We start from the raw sequence: 23,507 nt of genomic DNA on the forward strand, positions 1-23,507 counted from the left end.
GACCTGCGGGCGCCGCGTTCCGGGACGGCTCCCGGCGCGCTCGCGCCACCCCTCACGACATCGTCAGGAACCGCTGCACCAGCGACGCCAGAAACACCGCCAGCAGCGGCAGTGAGAACCAGAACAGCCCCTGGATCCAGTGCAGTTGGCGCACGCCGGGGGCCACCGCGACCCGCAGCACCTCGCGGGCCGCCAGCACCACGATCAGCGCGAGCGCCGCCAGCGCACCGAGCACCGACCACGGCGTCCAGGTCACCTGCGGACCGGCCCTGCCGGGCCGGGGCGGCGGGACCTTGCCCGCCGGGCGCCGCGTCAGCTCGTACACCGCCGCATGCCGGTTGGCCAGCACCCGCCGCAGCTCGGGGCGCCGGTCCAGGGTGGCGCGCAGCCGGGCCTCCCAGTCCTTGCGGTATCCGGAATCCAGTCGCAGCGACTCCGACTGGCCATGGCCCACGATGAGGTACGACTGCGGCCCCGCCTCCCGCAGGGCGGTCACGACCGGGCTCACCCGGTCCGGATCACGGGGTGCCAGGACCGGTTCGTACTGCACCCGCTCCATGTCCTTGGCGCCCCAGGGCATCGCCGGGGTGACGCTGTTGACCGGATCACTGCTCAGCCACAGCAGCCGCGCGGTCGGCCGGTCGTGCGCATAGACGTAGTCCATCGCCGCGACCTCGCCCGGCCGGATCCGCTCGAACGGCTCGTTGCCCCAGCGGGCGACGAGGAAGCCGACGGCCAGCAGCAGGCCCGTCAGCAGCGCGGCGAGCGGACCGAGACCGCGCCGGGTGCCGCCCTCGCGCGGGAACAGCGCCAGCGCGGCCAGCACCGCGGCGCCGGGCAGTGCGAACAGAAAGACCCGCAGCGCCATTTCACCGCCGTAGGACTGCATCCCGAACGCCAGGAAGGGCACGAAGGCCAGCACCGGCAGCGCGCGTTCGGTGAAGCCGGCCCTCCGCCGCCGCAGCACTCCCCAGCAGGCCAGCGTGAGGACCCCGCCCGCCAGCGCCACCCGGGTGTAGAGCACCAGCTTGTGGGTGGGGTCGCCGCCGCCGCCGATCCGGTCCGTGACGGACGAGGCGACATTGCCGCCGATGCCGCCGAGCCCGCCGAACAGCTCGTCGAAGTGGCCCGACCAGTAGGGCTCGGCCAGGAACCCGATCCAGGCCAGGACCAGGACGCCGCACAGCAGCGGCAGGCCGTGGAGGCTGGAGCGGCGGACGAGCACCAGGAAGGTCAGCACACCGAGCATCACGAACGGGGTGAGCTGATGGCCCGCCACCGACGCCGTGAACAGGGCGGTCAGCACACCGAGCAGCGTCACCAGCTGACCGCGGCCGGCCGGCCGCACCTCCGCCTCGCCCGGCCGCCGGATACCCCACGTCGGCCGGGGGTCGCGGAACCACACCAACAGGATCGCCACAAAGGCCAGGTAGAGGAGGTAGGTGAACCCCTGAGGGGAGAAGTAGTCCTGGCCGACCCAGCCGCACAGCGCGAACAGCCACAGGGCGCACCACTTCGCCCGCCAGCTCGCCCGTACCGCCCGCAGGAGGAGGAAGAGCGGCGCCAGGTAGAGGAGCTCTACGGTCAGCGGCCACCAGCGCAGCACTTCGGTGAAGTCCGTGACCCCGCAGGCCCCGGCGACGAACTGGACCGCGGCGAAGAAGCCGGGCCAGCTCCAGCGGGCGTCCAGGTCCGGTACCGCGGAGCCGGTTCTGCCGAGGTAGTCCAGGAACCCCAGATGCTGCCAGGCCGTCGGAAAGCGCGGCTCGGTCTCCAGTACGGCCGGCAGCGCATGCAGCGCCACCACCGTCAGCAGCAGCACCGCGGCGAGCAGCGCCCGCCGTGGCCGGGAGAGCGACAGCGCCGCGCCGAAGGCCGCCACCAGCAAGACGGTCCCGGCGAGCGTCGCCACGGGCAGCACCGAGATCAGCCCGAGCCCGTTCATCCGGTCCAGCGCGGCGTCGCCCATCTGGCGCAGCGGCAGCCAGAACAGCGCGAGCGCGGTGGCCAGCAGCGCCCAGACGGCGAGGTCGGGGCGGCTTCGGAGGCGTACGAGGAGCGCGCGGCGGCCCGGCGGCCCGCCCCCGGGCTGCGAGCGGGGCAGGGTGGTGACCGCCGGCTGGCCTTGCGCCTGGTCCCCTTCCACCGCATCCCCCAGCTCCCCGTGGACGGACAGGCCCGCCGGAGCCCCGTCGGGGGCGGGTCCGCCCGCCGGTGCGCGGGGGGCCGGCGCGGGCACCGTCCCGCGCAGTACCCGGCTCAGCCGGACACCGGCGATCGCGACGATCACCGCCAGGCTGGAGATCTCGGCGACACCGGCGCCGGTCAGCCCCATCCGCGGCAGCAGCACCAGTGTCAGCCCGAGCACCAGCACACACAACAGGCCCTGCAGCGCGACCAGTCCGGACGTACGGCTCTGGGCACGCAGTACCGCGAAATGGACCTCCATCACGACCCGCAGTACCGCCCCCACCGCGAACCAGCGCAGCAGCGGCGTCGCCGCCTGTGCGTACCCCGGGCCGAAGATCCCCAGAATATGGGGGGCGCCGAGGAACAGGGCGGCACAGACCGGGAGCATGATGCGGGCCATCCGCCGCAGCGCGGCGCGGGTGTGGTGGGCCAGCTGCGCAGGATCGTGCGCCCCCTCGACGGTCAGCGAGACGCCCATGTTGAGGGCGAGCAGATTGACCGTGCCCCCGATGGTGGTGGTGAGGTAGAAGTACGCATTGTCCGCCGCGCTGACCTGCGAGGCCACCAGGACCGGCACGAGATAGACCACGGCGAGCGAGAACAGCGACCCGGTGGAGTCGCCGGCCAGGAAGCGGCCCATCACCCGGAGCGACGGCGGCCGTGCGGTGCGGTGCGTGGCCCGTACGTGCCGGGGCACCAGCCGCCGGAACACCAGCCAGCCCAGCGGAATCACCGATACCGCGATCGCCGCGGCCCAGGAGGCGAAGACCCCGGCGGTGGGCAGCGCCGCGGCGAAGACCACCAGCAGCCCGAGCTTCACCGCGGAGAAGGAGAGGTTGCCCACCGGCACCCACAGGGCACTGCGCAGTCCGGTCAGCACCCCGTCCTGCAGGGTGAGCAACGACCAGGCGACCACGGCCAGCAGGAAGCCGAGGCCGTTCAGCGGGCCGTGCAGAAAGCGGTACGAGGGCCCCCAGAGGCCGAGGGTGAGCAGGAAGACGGCCGCTGCGGCGGCCACCACGGCCGAACTGCCCGCGTAGGTCCGCAGTACCAGCCGGCCGGTGCCCCGCCCGGCGACCGGGATGAAGCGGGCCAGCGCGCCGGTCAGGGTCACCGCCGTCAGCCCGGCCAGCAGCTTCATCGCGGCGATCGCCGCCGAGCCCTGGCCGACCGCGGATTCCGTGTAGTAGCGGGCCGCGACCAGCCAGAACCCCAGGCCGAGCAGCCCGGAGACGCCGGTGTTGAGCATCAGCGCATAGGCGTTGCGGAGCAGCGGACTCCCGCCGCCCCGCCCGGGGAGCCGGCGCGCGCGGCCACCGCCTCCCCGGGGCTCCGGTTCCGTGTGCTCCTCGGTCTTGGTGGTGGTGTCAGACACCGGCTTGGTTGCCCCTTCCTCCGCCGCGGGCGTGCCGCGGCGCGCTCAGCCGCCCGGCGTGCACAGCCGGACCGCCTGCCGCGCTCTGCGGACCACCGCGTACCCCTTGGTGAGCACCCGGTCCCGGGCGAAGGCGCGGACCAGCCCGCGGCCCTCGATGATCCGGGCGAACTCCTCGGTGCCCGTACGGCGCCGCACCGTCAGCCGGGCCAGGGCGTACGGCCCTTGACGGCGGGCCGCGAGCGCATTGCCCACCGCGAGCGCCTGCGAGAACCCCAGAGCGCGCACCGTCCGCCGCACCCGCCGGCTGGAGTGACCGTAGGGGTAGGCAAAGGATTCCGGCGGTGTGCCGATCTGCTCGGCGATGATCTCCCTGCACCGCAGCACCTCGTGCCGCAGCCGCGCGTCACCGAGGCCGTCCAGCTGCGGATGGCTGTGGCTGTGCCCGCCGATCTCCACACCCGCCGCGGCCAGCTTCCGCACCTGGTCCCAGCCGAGCATGGTGTCCAGGGCGCCACCGGTGTCGTACGGGCCGGGCAGCCAGCCGGTCGAGACGAAGAGGGTGGCCGGGAAGCCGTGCCGGGCGAGGGCGGGCAGTGCGTGCCGGTACACGCCTTCGTAGCCGTCGTCGAAGGTGATCAGCACCGGCTTGGCCGGCAGCGGACCGCCGCCCCGCCAGGCCGCCGCGAGCGCGGCGGTGGTCAGCGGGGTGAAACCGGCGTCGGCCAGCACCGCGAGCTGCGCGGCGAAGGCCTCGGGCGGCACGGACAGCTCCCGCACGGCGGGTGCCGGAGCCGCGGTCACCGCGTGGTACATCAATATCGGCACCACAGGCGGCCGTTCGCTCATACCGCCGCCCCCTCGCGCTCCGGTGCCGCCCCTGCGGCCGTACCGTCCGCCGGACGGTCAACTCCCCCTCGTTCAGAGGAATTTGCCCGTGCCCGCCGTGCCCGCCGTGCCCGTGCGGTGCCCCACGCATAACCGGCTGCGGCGGCGGTCACGCCGGCCACGATCGCGCCCGCCCGCCCGGCGCCGCCCGGCCGGCGCAGCAGCGCGTCGCGCACCCCGCGCAGCACGCCCACGGGCAGCACCCGGGTCGTATAGCGCCGCTCGGCCGACAGCCCGTCCCGTGCGCCGACACTGCGGGTCACCAGCGCCTTGGACAGGCCTTCGGCGTACGCCCGGCTGCGGAAGTAGCCGAACCGCTCCCGTGCGGCCGGGACCCGGTGGTGGATGACCGACCGGTCGTCGATCAGCAGCACGGCGTCCGGCAGCGAGCGGCTGATCCGGATGCACAGCTCGGTCTCCTCGCAGCCCAGCGGGCGCCGCCCGGCGTCCCGGCCGATCCCGACGGCGAATCCGCCGACGAGATCGAACGCCACCCTGCGGAAGGAGGCATTGCCGCCCAGGACGTTGCGCACCCGCACCCTGCCCGGCGGCAGACCCCGGTACGTACAGCCCACCACCCAGTCGAACTCCTCGGGGAACCACGCCGGCCGGCGGCCGGACGCCCAGACCGGCTCGGTGCGCCCGCCGACCGCCATCACCGCCGGGTCGGCGTAGGCCGCGGCGAAGTGGCACAGCCAGTCCCGCTCGGCCACCGCATCGTCGTCCAGGAAGGCGACGATCTCGCCGCCGGCCACGGCAACGCCGGTGTTACGCCCTGCGGACAGTCCCTGGGGGCCTGAATTGGCCATGATCCGCACGGGAGTTGCGGGCGCACGGGAAGCGGGTGCGCCCGCGTGAGCGCCCTCGAAGTGCTCCCTGAGCCGGGCCAGCAGCGCGGGGTGATGGTCCACCACCACCAGCAGTTCATGGGCGGGATGGGACTGTCCGTCCACCGACGCCACCGCGGCGAGGATGTCGTCCCACCGGTCCTCGGTGTGGACGCAGATGACGACGGAGATCCGTGGTGCCGGGCCGGCCGCCGGACTCGCCGCGCTCATCGGGCGTTCCCGGTGATCAGCGCGGGCCGGGCCGGCCGGTTCCTTCTGGAGCCCCGCTCGCGCAGGATCACCTTCAGCACCCGCAGCCCGTCCCGCACCGCCCGCAGATTGCTGACGCCGTGGATGCGGTTGTACTCGTGGCTGGGGATCTCCTGCACCCGCAGCCCGGCCTTGACCACCCGGATGTTCATCAGCGTCTCGACCTCGAACCCGGCACAGTCCAGGGCTATTTCGTCCAGGCAGTGCCGCCAGAAGGCGTTGTATCCGTAGCAGAGATCGGTGTAGCGGGCGCCGAACTTGGTGTTGACCACGGCGGTCAGTACGCGGTTGCCGAGCTTGCGGACGGGCGTCATGTCGTCCGTGCCGCCGCCGTTGGCGAACCGCGAGCCCTTGGCGAAGTCGGCCCCGGAGACCAGTGCCGAGACATAGCTGACGATCTCGCCGCCGTCGGCCGACCCGTCCGCGTCGATCATCACGATGATCTCGCCGGTGCAGGCCGCGAAACCGCTGATCAGCGCGTCGCCCTTGCCCTTGCCGCGCTGCGGTACGACCGTGACGTCCGGCCACAGGTCACGGGCGACCCGGACCGTGTCGTCGGTGGAGTTCCCGTCGACCAGGATCACCTCATGGATCCAGTCCGGCAGGGTCTTGAAGACATACGGGAGGTTTTCCGCTTCATTCATCGCCGGGATGACGACACTGACCGGTGGAGCAATGGCCAGATGCGAGGAAACGGGACGGTAGACGGCCTGGTCCGGCAGCAGCGTCAGCGGCGGTTCTTCCGCATCGGCCGGGCGAAGGAACGAGCTCATCGGGTTTCTTGCCCTCTCGTCCGGTGGACCGCCCACCCCCGGGCGGTCCGTGTGGTTATCCGGGTCGAAAGGGGGGTTCACACCCCGGTCGCACGGCAGGGTTCACCGTGCGGACAGGGCGAGCAGACACGCGTGATTCCGGCTGCGCGGCTCGTGCTCCGGCCCTCGGCAAGCTGTGATCGGCAAGCGAAGACCGTGCGCACGGGACCCCCCCACCGCGCACCGCACCGGTCGCTGCATCGTGTCGCGCGGGCTCTCCCCAGAGCCGTCTTGCGATGATCGTCCGGTGCGGGTGGATGTGCGTCGGTATTGATGTCAGGGACTGTAGGGCACGCCCTTCCACGTCAAATACCCTTTGCGGCAACTGGCCGGTGCACTCGGGGGCACGCCCGTATTGATGCACCGGCGCACGCCCCGTTGCGCCCTCCGGAACTCCGCAAAACCCCGGCACGGACCGCCGCTGCCGGGTTATGCGTCACCGATGCGACCGGATCCGGCCCACCCGTTTGAGCAGGCGGTCGGCGGGCGCGAACAGCTCCGGCCTGGCCAGCACCGCATGACGCAGCGCACGCACCGGCGCGCGCCGCGCCCGGTGCCCCAGCGCCACCGGATGCCGCCGCATCACCCACCCCTCGGACACCAGGAGTTCACGGGTCTTGAGGGAGTCCTTGTAGTCCTTCGCACCACGCCCCAGGTCGAGATACCCGAGGGATTCCGCGGCCGCCGCCTGCGCCATCCGCAGATGCAGCACCAGCCCGGGGGAGAACTTCGCGAACCGGGGGTCGTAGGCCGGGAACCAGCAGGCGAGGACGGACTCCGAACGCAGCCCGAAGTGCGCCGCGACCGGCCGCTCGCCCGCGTACAGCACCGACAGCAGCCCCGCGAAGGAAGCGCTGCGGGTATGGAACAGGTGCTGCACGAGCCGGACGATCCAGGGGTGCGCGAAGCGGTCGCTGCGCCCCGTCCTGCGGTACTGCGCCGACTTCCACTGCATGAGCGTCCGCAGCGCCGCCGGGTCGCGCTCGTCGTGGACATAGCGCAGCGGCCCGATGTCCCGGCCGAGCTTGCGTTCCTTGGCGAGCGTGGTCCGGGCGAACTTCGGCGACCGGGCCCGCAGCCCCGCCAGATAGGCCTCGAAGCCCTGGTCCACATCGATGACGGGTGAGGCATGACCACTGAACGAGGCCGCCTCGAAGGGCTTCTGGCCGTCCACCAGATGATCGAACTCCAGCACCGACAGCCCGCAGGCCCGCAGCAGCTCCCGGGCGTCCCAGCGGAACCCGGGCCGGTGCACCAGCCCCTGGGCATCGGAGACGCCCAGGCCGACCGCCCGCCCGGTCCCGAGCGCCGAGCGCTGGAAGGGCAGGAACGCGGCCGGCTCGCCGTGCTCGCGGAGCACCGCGATCCGTACGCCGCTCCGGCAGTGGCCGACGGCCAGCGTGAACTCGGGGGAGAGGAAGGGGTTCGCCAGCTGCGGCGTCCCCAGGGACCGTGCCCGGGACTGCAGGGCGGTCCAGGCACTCCGGTCGGCCCCGGTCAGTTCGCCGGGGCGGTACACCGCCACGTCCATCTCAGCCTGCCCGGCTTCCAGGGGCCCGGCCCGTGCGCCGCCGTACCGCGCCGGCCAGCAGCAGGGCGCCGCTGAGCCCCGCCACCGCGAGCACGCCGCCGCGCAGGGACCACAGATGCAGCGCGAGCATGGTCTGCGCCACCAGCAGATCGATGGCCAGTGCCCCGGCCCCGGCAGCGACCGCGCGGCCGAGCGGATCCATCCGGCCCAGCGCCACGGCGAGCGCGCCGGCGGGTGCCATCAGAAGGAAGAAGAGAGTGAACGGCGCGCGGAGGGGTGAGCCGATATCGGCGAGCGCGAGGACGGCGCCCATGATGCCGATGCCGACCGCCACTCCCGCGACCAGCGACGCGGTGGCGCTCGCCGGGCGCTTCCCGGGTGGTGGCAGGTCGTGCGGGCCGTGCTGAGCGATGGTCTCGGTGTGCATTGGCAGCTTTGCCCCCCATAAGCGCCGGATGCCGGGCCTCAATGTCGCGCAACGCCCGGAGCACCGTCAAGACATGACGAAGGCCGGAAACCTACGCAACCGTGCGGGGCGGAAGCGCCGGGCCGCAGCGCCGGGCCGCAGCGCCGGGCCGCAGCGCCGGGCCGCCCTCGGACGGCGCAATGGCGGCAGCGTGGGCCGGCCGTCCGGAGACTGGGGGGACGTGCCGCGAGGTGAGGTGACCGCCGGAAGGAGCCGTGCCCGTGGAGCCGCCGAGCGGAATCGCCCTGACGGTGATCATGGTGTGTCTGACCGTGGCCACCGGAGTGCTCGACGCCGTCAGCTTTCTGTCGCTCGGTCAGGTCTTCACCGCCACCCAGACCGGCAATCTGCTCTTCCTCGGGTTCGGTATCGCCGGTCAGGGCGGATTGCCGGTCCTGGCGACGGTGGTGTCGCTCGGCGCCTTCGCCCTGGGCGCGGCGCTCGGGGCGCGGTGGGAATCGGCGCTGGCCGTGCGGCGGCGCCAGTGGTTCCCGGTCGCGCTGGCCACGGAGGCGACGCTGCTGGCCGGGGCCGCGGTGGCCGCATGGGAGTGGGGGCCGGTCCGTGGCCTGCCGCAGGGCCGGCGCCTGGTGGTCGTCGGGCTGATGGCGGTGGCGATGGGCATGCGCAATGTCACCGCCATACGGACCGCCGCCCCCGACTTCACGACGACGGTGGAGACCCGGGCGATGACGGCCCTGGTCAGCGGGTCACCGCTGGGGCACGACAAGCGCCTGGGGTACGGCAGTCACGTGGCGGGCCGCCGGCTGGTCTCGGTCTCCGCGATGTTCGCCGGGGGTCTGCTCGGCGCCGGACTGCTCGGTCTGGGGACGCGTCCGACGCTGGTGATCCTGCTGGTGGCCCTCGTCATCGCGGCCACCGCCTTCCTCGTTCCCGGCCTCGCCGGCCGCCTGGGACCCACCGAGGAAGGGTGAACATTCCGTCGTATCGGGATATTTGCCGTGAACTGTCGATGACTTTTGGCATGGACACTTCCGGCTACCCGCGAGTTTTGCTACCACAAAAGTGGCAGAGACCCTGCTAAGGGAGGTTCCATGAGACTGTCCCGATGTGCGGCCTTGGCATCCGCCTTCTTCGTCACCATGGCGCTCGCGCTCACCGGCGCGAGCGCCGCCGTATCGGCACAACTCCCCACCGCCACGGGCTATGTGGCCCTCGGCGACTCCTACTCCTCCGGTGTGGGAGCCGGCAGCTACGACAGTGCCAGCGGCTCCTGCAAGCGCAGCACCAAGGCCTACCCGGCCCTGTGGGCCGCCGCCCACTCCCCCTCCTCCTTCCACTTCACCGCCTGTTCCGGCGCCCGAACGGGTGACGTTCTCAGCGGTCAGCTCGCCCCGCTCAACAGCTCCACCGGCCTGGTCAGCATCACCATCGGCGGCAACGATGCAGGTTTCGCCGACACCATGACGGCCTGTGCGCTCCAGGGCGAGAGCGCCTGTCTGGCCCGCGTGGCGCAGGCCAGGGCCTACATCGACACCAGCCTGCCCGCTCAGCTCGACGGGGTGTACAACGCCATCTCCCAGAAGGCTCCGGCCGCGCATGTGGTGGTGGTGGGCTACCCCCGCTTCTACAAGCTCCGCGGGAGCTGCATCGCCGGCCTCTCCGAGAGGTCCCGTGCCGCGATCAACGCGGCCGCCGACGACATCAACGGCGTCACCGCCAAGCGGGCCGCCGACCACGGCTTCACCTTCGCCGATGTCAACGCCACCTTTTCCGGCCATGAGCTGTGCTCCGGCAGCGCCTGGCTGCACAGCGTGACCCTCCCCGTTCTGGAGTCCTACCACCCCACCGTCACCGGGCAGTCCGGCGGCTATCTGCCGGTGTTCGCCTCCGCTGCGTAATCATCCGCTCGCCGGCCGCCGGGGAGAGGCAGTGAGATCCCGGTCTCTCCCCGTGCGCGCCGACGGCCCGTCAGGCGCCCCGTGCGGCCCCCGCGGCAGCCCGATGACGCTCAACTCGCCCTGGCCCATGCGGTGTACGTGACATTCCGTATGGTGTTTGTCAACGTCAAGGCGAGGCAGGTGAATCCGTTGACCGGTCTGCACGCGTGTCCTCCGAGAGAGATAGGGTTACCCTGCCCGGGCCGGGTGCCCTCGTAGGGTGGGGAGAGTCATGGAACAGATAACAGTGCGTAGCAGGGCGCGAGTCCCTGCCATCAATTGCGGGAGCGGTGCGTCCAGTGCGCGTCTCGACCGCCATTTCGCGGTGCTGGGTGGTCCCGCCATCCCGCAGCGCGAGGTGGAGGGCGCGACTTCGCTGATGCAGGAGCTCACCGCGCGCGATCGCTCGCGTGTGAGGAACAGCCGCGGCGCCAGGGTGTCGTTGTTCGCGCCGCTGCGCAGGCTGCGGCGCTCGCTGTTCGGGGGTCACGGCTGATCCGCTGCTGAAGCGGCATCTCGGGCGATCACACCGTCCCGGCGCGGCACCGCGGTCCGATCGCTCGGCAGGCCCAGGGCGCCGGCAGCTCGTCGGTGTGCTCGCCGGGGCGGGAATCCCTGTCCCGAAGATGCCGTGAGGCACCCGCTCGATTGCTCCGGCCCCGTCCCCCACCCGGCCGGCGCAGCATTCCCCACCACCCGTTGCCCGGCAACGGGTGGTTTTGTGTGCCCTCCGGGGCCGGGTTCGTCCGGGTGCCTCCGCAAGACCCGGGCCGGGCCGGCGGCTTCCTCCGGAAGCGCCGCGCCGCGCCCCTTCGGGGCTCACAGCAGCGCGAACTGCCCTTCCGGGCCCTCCTCGTGGTGGTCGAGCACCGAGGCCGGGCGGTGTGCGGAGACCGGCGCCGGGAGGATACCGGCTGCCCGCAGTTCGCCGGCCGTCAGCTGCGGACCGCCGTCCTCCGTGTACCGCCGCAACTCCTCGCACTGCGGCTGCAGTTCGGACAGCAGCGCCAGTACGGTGATCAGCTCCAGCACCTCCGAGGTCCACTCCTGTCGCCAGTCGGCGGGGCGCAGCGCCGCCAGCGAACCGGCCTCGGGCGCGTCCGTGCCCGCCGCGGCCGTGCCGGTGCGCTCGGCCAGCCACGCCTCCAGGACACGTGCGCCGCCCGCGTGGAAGTCCCAGGCGCCCGGCGGCACCGGTGAGATCCGGCCGCCGCCGAGCAGCAGCGCCTCCTCCGCCGGGTCGTAGCCGACATCCTGCGGCAGCCCGCGGGCGGGGAGTGCGGAGCGTACGTACGGGCGCCGGCCGCCCGGCATCCGGGGCCGCTCGCCGCCGCGCCCGCCGTCCGCCCCGGGTGCGTAGGCGCCCCGGGTGGCGAGCCAGAGCAGCCGCTCGCCGAGTGCGACGCCGCGGTCCCAGAGCTCCGGGTCGGCGGTGAGCGGCACCGTGCAGCCCTCGGGGGAGTGCCGGGCGTTCGCGACGAGCCAGGCCAGCAGGTCCGTCGGCGCCACCGGGCGGTCCAGGCGCCGGCCGAGGAGGGCGAGCAGGCCCGGGGCGAGATTGGGCTCGTGTCCGCCGGGCCGCCGGTAGAACGGGCGGATCCGTCCGGGGCGGCCCGCCGGTGAACGCCCGTCGGGCAGCAGCGCGGAGCACACCACCGCGGGGCCGGGCACCTGCGGCACCTGCCCCCACTCGACCACGAACAGCTGCCGTTCGTCCGCCACCCGCCACAACTCCGGCCGCGCGCCGTCGATCAGCCGGTGATCGGGCAGCAGCCACTGCTGGTCGAACGGGCCGTGCACCACCCGTACCGGCTCGGGGCACGGGCCGCCCGCACGGTACAGCCGCTCGGTCGCCGTGGCCTGGCCCGGCAGCTGGCCGACGGCGGAGTGCAGGGTCCGGGCCCGGGACGGCCGGAACAGCCGCTCGCGGGCCGCTGCGTCCTCGGCGTCCACCAGCGCCGCCCAGCGGGCCCGCAGCGTGGCCGGATCCGGCGCCAGTACCCAGGAGCGGCCGAGCCGCAGCGGCGCCACGGACCAGGGCATGAGATCGGACAGCCGTGGCGCGTCCTGCTTCGCCGTCACGCGGAGCCCCTCCCGGACCGTTCGGTTGACCCCGGCATGGTATCCACCGGGCCGGCGCCGGCATCGAATCCGCAGGCCGCCTTCACCTTCGGGGGCGGCCGGGCAGGCGGTCTTCCGCTTGCTGATCTTGGAGGAGTACGGTCCTCGCCGTACGCCCGACCACGCGGTGCGGACCTGGCTCCGTCCTGCGCGCCGGGACCTGCTCAGGGGAGGACCGCCATGACGGACACCACCTCTCCCACGCCTGAACGGCGCGGGGGGACCCCCACCGGCATCCGGGCCGCCGCACGGCTGGACCGGCTGCCGCCGTCCCGGTGGCACCGCCGGATCACCCTCGTCGTCGGCATCGGGGCCTTCTTCGACCTCTATGAGATCTTCCTCGGCGGGGTGCTGGCCGCGGCCCTCGCCGAACAGTGGCACCTCGGGCCCACCGCGAAATCCTGGGTGATCGCCACCGGCTTCCTGGGGATGTTCGTCGGCGCGAATGTGCTCTCGGTGCTCGCCGACCGCTTCGGGCGGCGCCGGATGTTCCTGATCAACCTGGCGGCGTACTCGTTCTTCTCGCTGCTGTGCGCCTTTGCCCCGGACCTGTCCTGGTTCCTCGTGCTGCGCTTCCTGGCCGGTCTGGGGCTGGGCGCCGAACTCGTGCTGGTCGACACCTATCTCGCGGAGTTCCTGCCCCGGGCGGTACGCGGCCGCTATATCGCCCATGCGTACACCTTCGGGTTCCTCGGTGTTCCGGTCGCCGCGCTGCTGGGTGCCCGGCTGGTGGCCGCCCATCAGCCGCTGGGCGTCGAGGGGTGGCGCTGGCTGCTGGTCGCCGGTGCGCTGGGCGCCGGGTTCCTCCAGGTGATGCGCCGCCAACTCCCGGAATCCCCCCGGTGGTTGGTGGTGCAGGGACGTGGTGAGGAAGCCGAACGGATCGTGGCCGGGCTGGAGGAGCGGGTGGCCCGGGAGAGCGGCGGCAGCCTGCCGTCGGTACCGGAGGCGGAGACCGTACCGGAGCGGAAGGTGCCGCTGGCCGAGATGTTCCGGGGTGACCAGCGGCGGCGCACCGTCATGTGGTGGATCTTCCAGGTGCTGCAGACCGCCGGCTACTACGGCTTCGGGTCGCTGGCGCCGGTGGTGCTCACCGCGAAGGGCCACACCGTCACCGCATCGCTGCTGTACGCGGCGCTGAGTTTCTGCGGCTATCCGGTCGGGTCCGCGCTGTCCGTCCCGCTCATCGACCGGATCGAACGCCGGACGCTGATCATCGCCTCGGCGCTGGGTATCGCCGGCTGCGGTCTGGCCTTCGGTTTCGCCACCGCCTCCTGGGCCATCGTCACCTTCGGCTTCCTGCTGACGGTCTGCAGCAATGTCTTCTCCAACGCCTTCCACGTCTACCAGACCGAGATCTTCCCGACCGGCCTGCGCAGCAGCGCGATCGGCATCGCTTACTCGCTGTCCCGGCTCACCTCGGTCGTGCTGCCGTTCGTCGCGCTCAGCGTGCTGACCGACCTCGGGGCGGTCGCGGTGTTCGCCGGGTCGGCGGGCCTGATGCTGCTGCTGTGCGTGGACGTAGCGCTGCTGGGGCCGCGAAGTACGGGGCGGAGCCTTGAAAGGATTTGAGCTCTTCTTTTTTGGCTGCCCCGCCGTGGGGGTTGTTCACCGTTGCGCCTGGCGGCGGGCCGATCCGCTGCGCTTTGCCTCCGCCTCGCTTTGGGCTTTTCCGCCGTTGCGCCTGCGCCTGGCGGCGGGCGGGTCCGCTGCGCGGGGCGGGTCCGCTGCGCGGGGCTGTCGGGGTGCGGTGACGGGCCGGAGCGGGTGGGTGTCCGGACTGCTTCGCTTTACGTCCGGACACCCACCCGCTCCGGCCCGTCCCCTCCCGTTGGAGGGTGGGAGAAGGCCGGTGGGGGTGCACGTGGGTGGTCCGGTGCGCCTCGTCGGCACGGGAAATGGCCATGCCGGCCCGCCCCCACCCACATTTACTTACTCACCCACGGGAGGTGACGGGCCGGAGGGGCCTGGTGTGTGGACGTAAAGCGAAGCAGTCCACACACCAGGCCCCGCAGGCCCGTCACCGCACCCACAGCCCCGCGCAGCGGACCCGCCCGCCGCAGGCGCAACGGCGAGCAACCCCCACGGCGGGACAGGCAAAAACGTGGGCAGAGGCTACGCCTCAAGCGTGACGGTGAACGAGAAGCGGTCGCCCCGGTAATGGATCCGGGCGACATCGACCACGCCGCCGTCCTCACCGTAGGTGACACCCGTGTAGTGCAGGATCGGGCTGAGCAGCGGAACCTGCAGCAGCCGGGCGGTTTCCGGGTCGGCCAGCCGGGCCTCGACGCTGTCGGTGATCCGGCTGATCCGTATGCCCACCCCGTCCCGCAGCACCTTCGTCATCGGCCAGCGCAGCAGATCCGCCGGATCGATCAGCTCGGCGACCTCGGGGCGTACGTAGTTGTGTGCGTGATTGGTCGGCTCGCCGGTCTCCTCGTCGCTGCGCAGCCGGCGGAATCCTGTCACCTCCGTCATGTCCGGGAAGTACTCGGACAGTTCGGACGGTACGGCGGTGGGGCCGTGCTCCAGCAGTTCGGTGCTCATCCCGGACTGCTGGGCGACGATCGTGTCCACCGAGCCCAGCAGCCGCACCGGCGCACCGCGCCGGGCGCCCGGCTCGATGAAGGTGCCACGGCGCCGGTGGCGGCTGATCAGGCCCTCCGCCTCCAGTTCCTTGAGGGCCTGGCGCATGGTCAGCACGCTCACGCCGTAGTGCGCGGCGAGTGCGTCCTCGGTGGGCAGCCGCAGCGGTGCCTCGGGTGAGCGGCCGAGTATGGAGGCGCGCAACGACTGCGAGACCTGGTACCACAGCGGCAGCTTGCGGTTCAGGGCGAGCGAGTCGGGAGCGAAGGTGGTCACGAGGCGTTCCCCGGTGTCACAGGCGGAAATGACGTTGCAGACCCTGCCATACGTCGTCGTAGCCGCGCTGCAGATGGCCGGCGTCCCGGGCCTGCTCGGTCAGCGTCAGCGGCCAGCGGGTCTCGAACATGAAGGCCAGTCCGTCGTCGATCTTCTGCGGCCGCAGCTCGGCGGCGCTCGCCCGGTCGAAGGTCTCCCGGTCGGGCCCGTGCGCCGACATCATGTTGTGCAGTGAGCCGCCGCCCGGCACGAAGCCCTCCGCCTTGGCGTCGTAGGCGCCCTCGATCAGCCCCATGTACTCGGTCATCACATTGCGGTGGAAGTACGGCGGCCGGAAAGTGTCCTCGCCGACCAGCCAGCGCGGCGCGAAGGCCACGAAGTCGACACCGGCCAGCCCCGGGGTGTCGGAGGGGGCGGTGAGCACGGTGAAGATCGACGGGTCGGGGTGGTCGTAGCTGATCGAGCCGATGACATTGAAGCGGCGCAGGTCATAGACGTAGGGGACGTGGTTGCCGTGCCAGGCGACGACATCCAGCGGCGAATGGTCGTAGGTGGCCGTCCAGAGGTGGCCGCAGAACTTGTTCACGACCTCGACGGGGCCCTCGACGTCCTCGTAGGCGGCGACCGGTGCGCGGAAGTCCCGGGCGTTGGCCAGGCCGTTGGCGCCGATCGGGCCCAGGTCGGGGAGCTGGAAGGGGCGGCCGTAATTCTCGCAGACATAGCCGCGGGCGGCCGGGCTCTGCCCGCCGTCGGGTGCGGTGTCCAGCAGCTCGACGCGGAAGCGGATGCCGCGCGGGATCAACGCCACCTCGCCCGGTTCGGCGTGCAGCAGGCCGAGTTCGGTGCGCAGCAGCAGCCCGCCGCGTTCCGGCACGATCAGCAGCTCGCCGTCCGCGTTGCCGAACACCCGCCGCTCCATGGAGGTGTTGGCGCAATAGAGGTGGACGGCCATGCCGGTGCGCTGGGTGGCGTCGCCGTTGCCGCCCAGCGTCCACAGCCCGTCCAGGAAGTCGGCCGGGCCGGCGGGTTCGGGCAGGGGGTTCCAGCGCAGCCGGTTGGGGTCGGGGGTGCAGTCGGTGAACGGCGCCGAGCGGACGGCGCGCTGCCCGGCGCGGACGAACGGCGGATGGGCGGCCGACGGGCGGATGCGGTAGAGCCAGGAGCGGTGGTTGTGGCCGCGCGGTTCGGTGAAAGCGGACCCGCTGAGCTGCTCGGCATACAGGCCGAGTGGTGCGCGCTGGGGGGAGTTGCGGCCCACCGGCAGCGCGCCGGGGACGGCCTCCGAGCTGTGCTCGTTGCCGAAGCCGGTGCTGTACGCCAGCCCTTCGGCCGTTTTCCTCGCCTGCTCGTTGCCCGTGCCTGCCATCGCGTGCTCCCGCCACTCAAGGAATCCTATGCATGACCTTAGGATTGCCGTCGGGGGGCGTCAACGGAGGCTCCCGGCCGCGTCGGCCGGATCGCGGCGGTCGGCCGGATCGCGGCGGTCGGCCGGATCGCGGAAGTTCGGCCGGATCGCGGGAGTCGGTCGGATCGTGGGAGTCGGTCGGACAAGGGCTGTTCACGGCGGTCAGCAGGCGGCCGGCTTCGGCGGGCCGGATCGCGGCGATGGCGCTCATGCCCGTCGCGGCGGCGGGCAGGATGGACGGGTGCAGCAGCCGACCTCCCGCCCCGGCCCTCCGCCCGCCTCCCTGCGCCGTGCACCCGTCCAGCAGCGCAGCGCCCGGCGTCTGGCCAGAATCCTCGATGCGTGTGCCGAAGTCCTGGAGGAGACCGGGTACGACGAGCTGAGCACCCGGGCCGTGGCCGGCCGCGCCGGCGTCCCGATCGGCTCCGTCTACCGCTTCTTCCCCAACAAGCGCGCCATGGCCGAGGCCCTTGCCCGGCGCAATCTCGACGCCTACACGGACCGCATCACCGCCCGGCTGACCGCCCCGGCCGGCCGGCCGCTCCAGTGGCGCCACGCGATGGACGTGGTGGTCGACGAATACCTCGCCATGAAGCGGACCATGCCGGGCTTCGCCCTGGTGGAGTTCACCGTCCCCGCCCCGCACGCCTCCCGGCAGGCCAACTACGAGGTCGCCGACCGGCTGCGCGCCCTCCTCGCCGGCCCGCTCGGTCTGGACACCGCCGACGAGCGGCTGCGCACCGCCTTCCTGGTCGGCGTCGAGACGGCCGACGCGCTGCTCCAGCTCGCCTTCCGCACGGACCCGGCCGGCGATCCCGCCATCGTCACGGAGACCAAGGAACTGCTCCGGGCCTATCTGGCGCGCTATCTGGACGGGGCGGGCTCGGGCGCGGGCTCGGGGGAGGGGTGAGCGGCCGGCCGGGCTCGGCGGCCCCGCGTCCCGGGGCCCCGGTCGGCGGCAGGTTGCCGGTTGTGCGCACGCCCGTCCAGTGAGATCCGTATTGACCTGGGGTTTTGCTCGTATTGCTCGCGTGTCAAGACCTTGTTAACAAAAGTTAAGGGGACCTACCGTCGCCTGAACTGCCACCCCCCGGCAGATGTTCAAGGGCGAACGTGAGGTACCCCTAATGCTGACAATCCTCGGATTCGTCATGATCGCCGCCTTCCTGGCGCTGATCATGATGAAGAAGATGTCACCGATGGCCGCGCTGGTGCTCATCCCCGCGCTGTTCTGCGTCCTGGTCGGACAGGGCGCGCACCTGGGCGACTACGTCCTCAAGGGCATCGGCGACCTGGCCCCCACGGCCGCGATGCTGATGTTCGCCATCATCTACTTCGGGGTGATGATCGACGTCGGGCTCTTCGACCCGGTCGTCCGCGGCATCCTGAAGTTCTGCAAGGCCGACCCGGTGCGGGTGGTGCTCGGCACGGCCCTGCTCGCCGCGATCGTCTCGCTCGACGGCGACGGCTCCACCACGTTCATGATCACCGTCTCGGCGCTCTACCCGCTCTACAAGCGGCTGAAGATGAGCCTCGTGGTCATGACCGGTGTCGCCGCCACCGCCAACGGCGTGATGAACACCCTCCCCTGGGGCGGACCGACCGCCCGCGCCGCCACCGCCCTCAAGCTCGACGCCGGCGACATCTTCGTCCCGATGATCCCGGCCCTGGCCGTCGGCCTGGTCGCGGTGTTCGCCCTCGCGTACGTCCTCGGCCGGCGCGAGCGCAAGCGGCTCGGCATGCTGACCCTCGGCGACACCCGGCTGGTGCCCGGGGCCGCGGACGAGAACGAGACGGAGAGGGAGACCGAACAGGTGCTGGTCGGCGCGGGTGCCGGTGGCGCGGGGAGCGCCGGTGGCACGGGGACCGTCGGCGACGGTGCGCAGCGAGGCACCGGCGGCGCGGGCACGGGCTCCGGAGGCCAGCCCGACGCCGACGCTGATGCCGACAGCGACAGCGACAGCGACAGCGACAGCGACAGCGACAGCGACAGCGACAGCGACACAGAGACAGACACAGACACCGACGACGGCCTCCAGGTCCTGGACCCGCAACGCGCCACCCTGCGCCCCAAGCTCTACTGGTTCAACGCCGCGCTCACCGTCGCGCTGCTCATCCTGCTGATCCTGCAGGCCCTGCCGATCCCGGTCCTCTTCCTCCTGGGCGCGGCCCTCGCCCTGACCGTCAACTTCCCGCACATGAAGGACCAGAAGGCCCGCGTCGCCGCGCACGCCGAGAACGTGCTCAACGTCTCCGGAATGGTCTTTGCCGCCGCCGTCTTCACCGGTGTGCTCACCGGCACCGGCATGGTCGAGCACATGGCCCGCTGGCTGGTCAGCGGCATCCCCGACGCCCTCGGCCCGCACATGGGCATCGTCACCGGCGTCCTCAGCATCCCGCTGACCTACTTCATGTCCAACGACGGGTTCTACTTCGGCATCGTCCCGATCCTCGCCGAGGCCGGCGCCGCCCACGGCGTGGCCCCCATCGAGATCGCCCGTGCCTCCCTCGTCGGACAGGCCCTGCACATGTCCAGCCCGCTGGTCCCCGCCGTCTATGTCCTCGTCGGCATGGCCAAGGTCGAGTTCGGCGACCACACCAAGTTCACCGTCAAGTGGGCCGCACTGACCTCCCTGGTGGTGCTGTGCGCCGGTGTGCTCTTCGGCATCCTCTAGATGACCGGCACCGACGACGGCACCGAAACCGGCACCGGCACCGCGAGGCCCGGCAGGAGCTGGCTGCTGCGCCTGGTCGTCACCTTCTCCTTCGCCCAAGGAGCGGTGAGCATGGCCAGGCCGGCCGTCTCCTACCGGGCCCTCGCCCTGGGTGCCGACGGGCGCGCCATCGGCGTGATCACGGCCGTCTACGCACTGCTGCCGCTGCTCGTCGCCGTCCCGCTCGGCCGCCGGACCGACCACGGCCGCTGCGCCCCGCTGCTGGTCGTCGGGGTGGCGCTGATCAGCGGTGGCTGTGCGCTCAGCGGTCTGGCCGGTTCGCTGCCCGTGATGGCCGCCTGGAGCGGGGTGATGGGGCTGGGACACCTCTGCTTCGTCATCGGCGCCCAGTCGATCGTCGCCCGCCGCAGCGCACCCGAGGACCGCGACCGCAATTTCGGCCACTTCACCATCGGCGCCTCCCTGGGCCAGCTGATCGGCCCGGTCGCCGCCGGGCTCGTCATCTCCGAGCGCGACGGCCGGATGGCCCCGACGAGCGCCACCGCCCTGCTCGTCTCCGGCGTCGTCGCCGCCGTCTCCTACGCCTCGCTCTGGCGCCTCGAACAGCGCCCCGGTGCCGCGGTTCGGGGCACCACGGGCCGTACGGCGGGGCCACCGGTCCCGGTGCGGGGCATCCTGCGCACCCGTGGCGTCCCGGCAGGCATCTTCATGAGCCTGGCCGTGCTCTCCGCGACCGACATCCTCACCGCCTACCTCCCCGTCATCGGCGAGGACCGCGCCATCGCCCCCACGGCCATCGGTCTGCTGCTCAGCCTGCGGGCCGCGGCCACCATCGCCTGCCGGCTGGTGATGACGCCGATGATCCGGTGGCTGGGGCGCACCGCGCTGATGGCCGGCAGCTGCGCGCTGGCCGGTCTGCTGTGCGTGGGGCTGGTGCTGCCGATTCCGGTGCCGGCGCTGGCGGCGATGCTCCTCGCACTCGGCTTCTGTCTCGGCGTCGGCCAGCCGCTGTCGATGACGACGGTCGTCCAGGCCGCTCCCGACCGGGCCCGCAGCACGGCGCTGGCGCTCCGCCTGACCGGCAACCGGCTCGGCCAGGTCGCCGCCCCCGCCGGCGCCGGCCTGCTGGCCGGACTCGCGGGCACCGCCGCGCCCTTCGTCCTGCTCGGCGCGCTGCTGCTGGCCTCCGGCGCGATGGCCGCCCGTACGGGGCGGGCGCCCGGCGGACCGGTCGCGCCGTCACGGGACGGGCGGACCGGAGAGCGGGCGCGGTGCACGGCAAGGCGGGATTCCCCCACATGACCCGGGAAACATGGGGGCCATCCACCAAGGCGGGAGAGTGCGGGCGCGCCCTAGGGTCGTGGTGACCGTCCAGGCGGGAGGTGACGGGCTCGCCCTGGGCCCGTGGTCACCGTCACCCCACACGTGTGGCGGATTCCTGGCACGCACAAAACTACCGGCGCTAGTTTGGGTGGACGACCAGCAGCCGGCTCGGGAGGACCACGACGTGAAGCAGCACGACGCGATGTACATCGACGGAAGCTGGCGGCCCGCCGAGGGCAGCGGCACGATCGAGGTCGTCAACCCGGCCGACGGGCAGGTCATCGCCACCGTCCCGGCCGGCTCGGCGCAGGACGTGGACGCCGCGGTCCGCGCCGCGCGCGGGGCGCTGCCGGGCTGGGCCGCCACCCCGCCCGCCGCGCGCGCGGCCCACCTGGCCGCGCTGCGCGACCAACTCGCCGCGCGCGCCGAGGAGATCGCCGAGACCGTCACCGCCGAACTCGGCTCGCCGCTCGCCTTCAGCACGACGGTGCACGCCGGGGTGCCGCTCGCGGTCTGCGGCTCGTACGCCGAACTGGCCGGCACCCACTCCTTCGAGGAGAAGATCGGCAACTCCACCGTGCTGCACGAACCGGTGGGTGTGGTGGGCGCGATCACGCCCTGGAACTACCCCCTGCACCAGGTCGTCGCCAAGGTCGCCCCGGCGCTCGCGGCCGGCTGCACGGTGGTGCTCAAACCCGCCGAGGACACCCCGCTGGTCGCCCAGCTCTTCGCCGAGTGCGTCGACGCGGCCCGGATACCCGCCGGTGTCTTCAACCTGGTCACCGGACTCGGCCCGGTCGCCGGACAGGCGCTCGCCGAGCACGAGGGGGTCGACCTGGTCTCCTTCACCGGCTCGACGGCCGTCGGCAAGCGGATCGGTGCCCTCGCGGGCGCCGCGGTCAAGCGGGTGGCGCTGGAACTGGGCGGCAAGTCCGCCAATGTCATCCTGCCCAGCGCCGACCTGCCCAAGGCGGTCGCGGTCGGCGTCGCCAATGTCATGGCCAACTCCGGCCAGACCTGCAGCGCCTGGACCCGGATGCTGGTCCACAAGGACCGGTACGCCGAGGCCGTCGAGCTGGCGACCGCGGCGGCCGCCAAGTACGTCCCGGGGGAGCGGGTCGGCCCGCTGGTCAGCGCCAAGCAGCGGGACCGGGTGCGCGGCTACATCGAGCAGGGCATTGCCGAGGGCGCACGGGTCGCGGCGGGCGGACCGCAGGCACCCGCCGGGACGGGCTTCTACGTCACACCGACCGTCTTCGCCGATGTCACCCCGGAGATGACCATCGCCCAGGAGGAGATCTTCGGCCCGGTCCTGTCGATCCTGAAGTACGAGGACGAGGATGACGCCGCCCGGATCGCCAATGACACCGTCTACGGGCTGGCCGGCGCGGTCTGGGCGGGCGACGACGCCGAGGCGGTCGCCTTCGCCCGCCGCCTGGACACCGGCCAGGTCGACATCAACGGCGGCCGGTTCAACCCCCGTGCCCCCTTTGGCGGTTACAAGCAGTCCGGCATCGGCCGCGAGCTGGGCCCGCACGGGCTGACCGAATACCTGCAGACCAAGTCGCTGCAGTTCTGATCCGGGGGCGGGGCGGGGCGGGCGGTGCGGGGCCAGGCCCGGCGGGGCAGGGCCCGGCCGGTGCCGCATCCGGCCGCGCTGCTCGCCCTCCCTCGCCGGCCCCACCACCCTTACCACCCCCGCCAGTACCGCACTCCGTACTCCGACTCCGCACCGAGGAGACTCCTTCCGTGGTCCGCGCCGCCGTACTGTCCGCCGTCAACGCCCCGTTGCGGGTCACCGAGATCAACCTGCCCGAGCCCGGCCCCGGCCAGGTCCGTATCCGGCCCGCCGCCGTCGGCGTCTGCCACTCCGACCTGTCCCTGTCCAACGGCACCCTGCGCCAGTCGGCCCCGGCCGTCCTCGGTCACGAGGGCGCGGGCACGGTCACCGCGGTGGGCCACGGGGTGACCACGGTGGCCCCAGGCGACCAGGTCGTCCTCAACTGGGCGCCGTCCTGCGGCGACTGCCACTTCTGCGGCCTGGCCGAGCCCTGGCTGTGCGCCCGTTCCGGCCACGCCGCGGACGCTCCGTACGCCACCCTCGCCGCCGACGCCACCGACCTCTACCCCGGCCTCGGCACCGCCGCGTTCGCCGAGGAGACCGTGGTGCCCGCGCGGGCCGCGCTGCCGCTGCCCGACGGGGTGCCGCTCGCCGACGCGGCGCTGCTGGGCTGCGCGGTGCTCACCGGCTGGGGCGCCGTGCACCACAACGCCCGGGTACGAGCGGGGGAGTCGGTCGCGGTCTTCGGCGTCGGCGGGGTGGGCCTCGCCACGCTGCAGGCCGCGCGGATCGCCGGCGCGGGCCCGATCGTGGCCGTGGACGTCTCACCGGAGAAGGAGGAGCTGGCCCGCGCCGCGGGCGCCACCGAGTTCGTGGTGGCGGGCGACGACACCGCCAAGCGCATCCGCAAGCTCACCTCAGGCATGGGCGCCGATGTCGCCGTGGAGTGCGTGGGCCGCGCCGACACCATCCGCACGGCCTGGTCGTCGACCCGCCGCGGCGGCCGCACGACGGTCGTCGGCATCGGCGGACAGGACCAGCAGGTGACCTTCTCCGCCCTGGAGCTCTTCTACTTCGGCCGGACCCTCTCCGGCTGCGTCTACGGCAACAGCGACCCCGCCCGCGACCTGCCCGCCATTGCACAACACGTCCGCTCCGGCGCCCTCGACCTGTCCGCCCTGGTCACCGAGCGCATCACCCTGGACGACATCCCCTCCGCCTTCGACGCCATGCTGGCGGGCAGGGGCGGGCGGGCGTTGGTGGTCTTCTAGAGGCAACGCCGTTCAGTTAGGGCGGGCTC

Annotated in this window: 18 protein-coding genes; 9 read left to right on the forward strand and 9 right to left on the reverse strand. The window is 72.5% G+C overall.

Features of this window, described 5'->3' with window-relative positions; genetic code table 11:
• Positions 1 to 52: 52 nt before the first annotated feature.
• The 6 genes from OHS81_RS29280 to OHS81_RS29305 all read right to left on the reverse strand — a co-directional run bounded on the left by OHS81_RS29280 (position 53) and on the right by OHS81_RS29305 (position 8,320).
• Positions 53 to 3,565 carry a lipopolysaccharide biosynthesis protein gene (locus tag OHS81_RS29280; protein ID WP_328388126.1) on the reverse strand — a complete coding sequence of 1,171 codons (3,513 nt, stop codon included), beginning with the start codon at positions 3,563 to 3,565 and terminating at the stop codon, positions 53 to 55.
• Between the two features lie 45 nt (positions 3,566 to 3,610).
• A complete protein-coding gene (locus OHS81_RS29285) occupies positions 3,611 to 4,414 on the reverse strand; it encodes a polysaccharide deacetylase family protein (RefSeq protein WP_328388128.1) in 804 nt (267 codons plus the stop codon).
• Positions 4,411 to 5,511 carry a glycosyltransferase family 2 protein gene (locus OHS81_RS29290; protein ID WP_328388130.1) on the reverse strand — a complete coding sequence of 367 codons (1,101 nt, stop codon included), beginning with the start codon at positions 5,509 to 5,511 and terminating at the stop codon, positions 4,411 to 4,413. The genes OHS81_RS29285 and OHS81_RS29290 overlap by 4 nt, the downstream gene beginning before the upstream one ends.
• Complete coding sequence (locus OHS81_RS29295; RefSeq protein WP_328388132.1) at positions 5,508 to 6,323, reverse strand: glycosyltransferase family 2 protein; 816 nt, start codon at positions 6,321 to 6,323, stop codon at positions 5,508 to 5,510. Before OHS81_RS29295 ends, OHS81_RS29290 begins: the two co-directional genes overlap by 4 nt.
• A gap of 475 nt (positions 6,324 to 6,798) precedes the next feature.
• Entirely contained in the window at positions 6,799 to 7,893 is a 1,095-nt protein-coding gene (locus OHS81_RS29300; protein ID WP_328388134.1) for a GNAT family N-acetyltransferase, read from the reverse strand.
• A gap of 1 nt (position 7,894) precedes the next feature.
• Positions 7,895 to 8,320, reverse strand: a complete 426-nt coding sequence (locus OHS81_RS29305) for a hypothetical protein (RefSeq protein WP_328388136.1) — start codon at positions 8,318 to 8,320, stop codon at positions 7,895 to 7,897.
• Positions 8,321 to 8,580: 260 nt separating this feature from the next.
• Here OHS81_RS29305 and OHS81_RS29310 point away from each other — a divergent pair, with 260 nt between their 5' ends.
• The 3 genes from OHS81_RS29310 (at position 8,581) to OHS81_RS29320 (ending at position 10,756) form a co-directional block, all read left to right on the forward strand.
• Positions 8,581 to 9,294, forward strand: coding sequence for a YoaK family protein (locus OHS81_RS29310; RefSeq protein WP_328388138.1), 714 nt, complete (start codon positions 8,581 to 8,583; stop codon positions 9,292 to 9,294).
• A gap of 120 nt (positions 9,295 to 9,414) precedes the next feature.
• Positions 9,415 to 10,221: an SGNH/GDSL hydrolase family protein gene (locus tag OHS81_RS29315; RefSeq protein ID WP_328388140.1), complete on the forward strand. Its 807-nt coding sequence runs from the start codon at positions 9,415 to 9,417 to the stop codon at positions 10,219 to 10,221.
• 271 nt (positions 10,222 to 10,492) lie between these two features.
• Positions 10,493 to 10,756 (forward strand): hypothetical protein, encoded by a 264-nt coding sequence (locus OHS81_RS29320; protein ID WP_328388142.1) that lies wholly within the window; start codon positions 10,493 to 10,495, stop codon positions 10,754 to 10,756.
• Between the two features lie 323 nt (positions 10,757 to 11,079).
• On the opposite strand, the gene OHS81_RS29325 is transcribed toward OHS81_RS29320, so the two are convergent.
• Positions 11,080 to 12,342: a type ISP restriction/modification enzyme gene (locus OHS81_RS29325; protein WP_328388144.1), complete on the reverse strand. Its 1,263-nt coding sequence runs from the start codon at positions 12,340 to 12,342 to the stop codon at positions 11,080 to 11,082.
• 219 nt (positions 12,343 to 12,561) lie between these two features.
• On the opposite strand from OHS81_RS29325, the gene OHS81_RS29330 reads away from it, so the two are divergent.
• A complete protein-coding gene (locus OHS81_RS29330; protein WP_328388146.1) occupies positions 12,562 to 13,953 on the forward strand; it encodes an MFS transporter in 1,392 nt (463 codons plus the stop codon).
• A gap of 543 nt (positions 13,954 to 14,496) precedes the next feature.
• On the opposite strand, the gene OHS81_RS29335 is transcribed toward OHS81_RS29330, so the two are convergent.
• Together OHS81_RS29335 and hmgA are read right to left on the reverse strand one after the other, a co-directional pair.
• The gene (locus OHS81_RS29335) at positions 14,497 to 15,243 is read right to left on the reverse strand and encodes a GntR family transcriptional regulator (protein ID WP_328388148.1); all 747 of its coding nucleotides are present in this window, start codon (positions 15,241 to 15,243) and stop codon (positions 14,497 to 14,499) included.
• Between the two features lie 16 nt (positions 15,244 to 15,259).
• The gene (hmgA, locus tag OHS81_RS29340) at positions 15,260 to 16,609 is read right to left on the reverse strand and encodes a homogentisate 1,2-dioxygenase (RefSeq protein ID WP_328388150.1); all 1,350 of its coding nucleotides are present in this window, start codon (positions 16,607 to 16,609) and stop codon (positions 15,260 to 15,262) included.
• 280 nt (positions 16,610 to 16,889) lie between these two features.
• Here hmgA and OHS81_RS29345 point away from each other — a divergent pair, with 280 nt between their 5' ends.
• From OHS81_RS29345 to OHS81_RS29365, 5 genes are all read left to right on the forward strand, one after another.
• A complete protein-coding gene (locus OHS81_RS29345; protein ID WP_328388152.1) occupies positions 16,890 to 17,558 on the forward strand; it encodes a TetR/AcrR family transcriptional regulator in 669 nt (222 codons plus the stop codon).
• 217 nt (positions 17,559 to 17,775) lie between these two features.
• The gene (locus OHS81_RS29350) at positions 17,776 to 19,323 is read left to right on the forward strand and encodes a CitMHS family transporter (RefSeq protein ID WP_328388154.1); all 1,548 of its coding nucleotides are present in this window, start codon (positions 17,776 to 17,778) and stop codon (positions 19,321 to 19,323) included.
• Positions 19,324 to 20,625 carry an MFS transporter gene (locus OHS81_RS29355; protein ID WP_328388156.1) on the forward strand — a complete coding sequence of 434 codons (1,302 nt, stop codon included), beginning with the start codon at positions 19,324 to 19,326 and terminating at the stop codon, positions 20,623 to 20,625.
• A 205-nt stretch (positions 20,626 to 20,830) separates the two neighbouring features.
• Positions 20,831 to 22,225 (forward strand): aldehyde dehydrogenase family protein, encoded by a 1,395-nt coding sequence (locus tag OHS81_RS29360; RefSeq protein ID WP_328388158.1) that lies wholly within the window; start codon positions 20,831 to 20,833, stop codon positions 22,223 to 22,225.
• Positions 22,226 to 22,395: 170 nt separating this feature from the next.
• Positions 22,396 to 23,478, forward strand: a complete 1,083-nt coding sequence (locus OHS81_RS29365) for a Zn-dependent alcohol dehydrogenase (protein ID WP_328388160.1) — start codon at positions 22,396 to 22,398, stop codon at positions 23,476 to 23,478.
• Positions 23,479 to 23,507 lie beyond the last annotated feature (29 nt).

This window comes from Streptomyces sp. NBC_00400 (assembly GCF_036048035.1).
Lineage (GTDB): Bacteria > Actinomycetota > Actinomycetes > Streptomycetales > Streptomycetaceae > Streptomyces.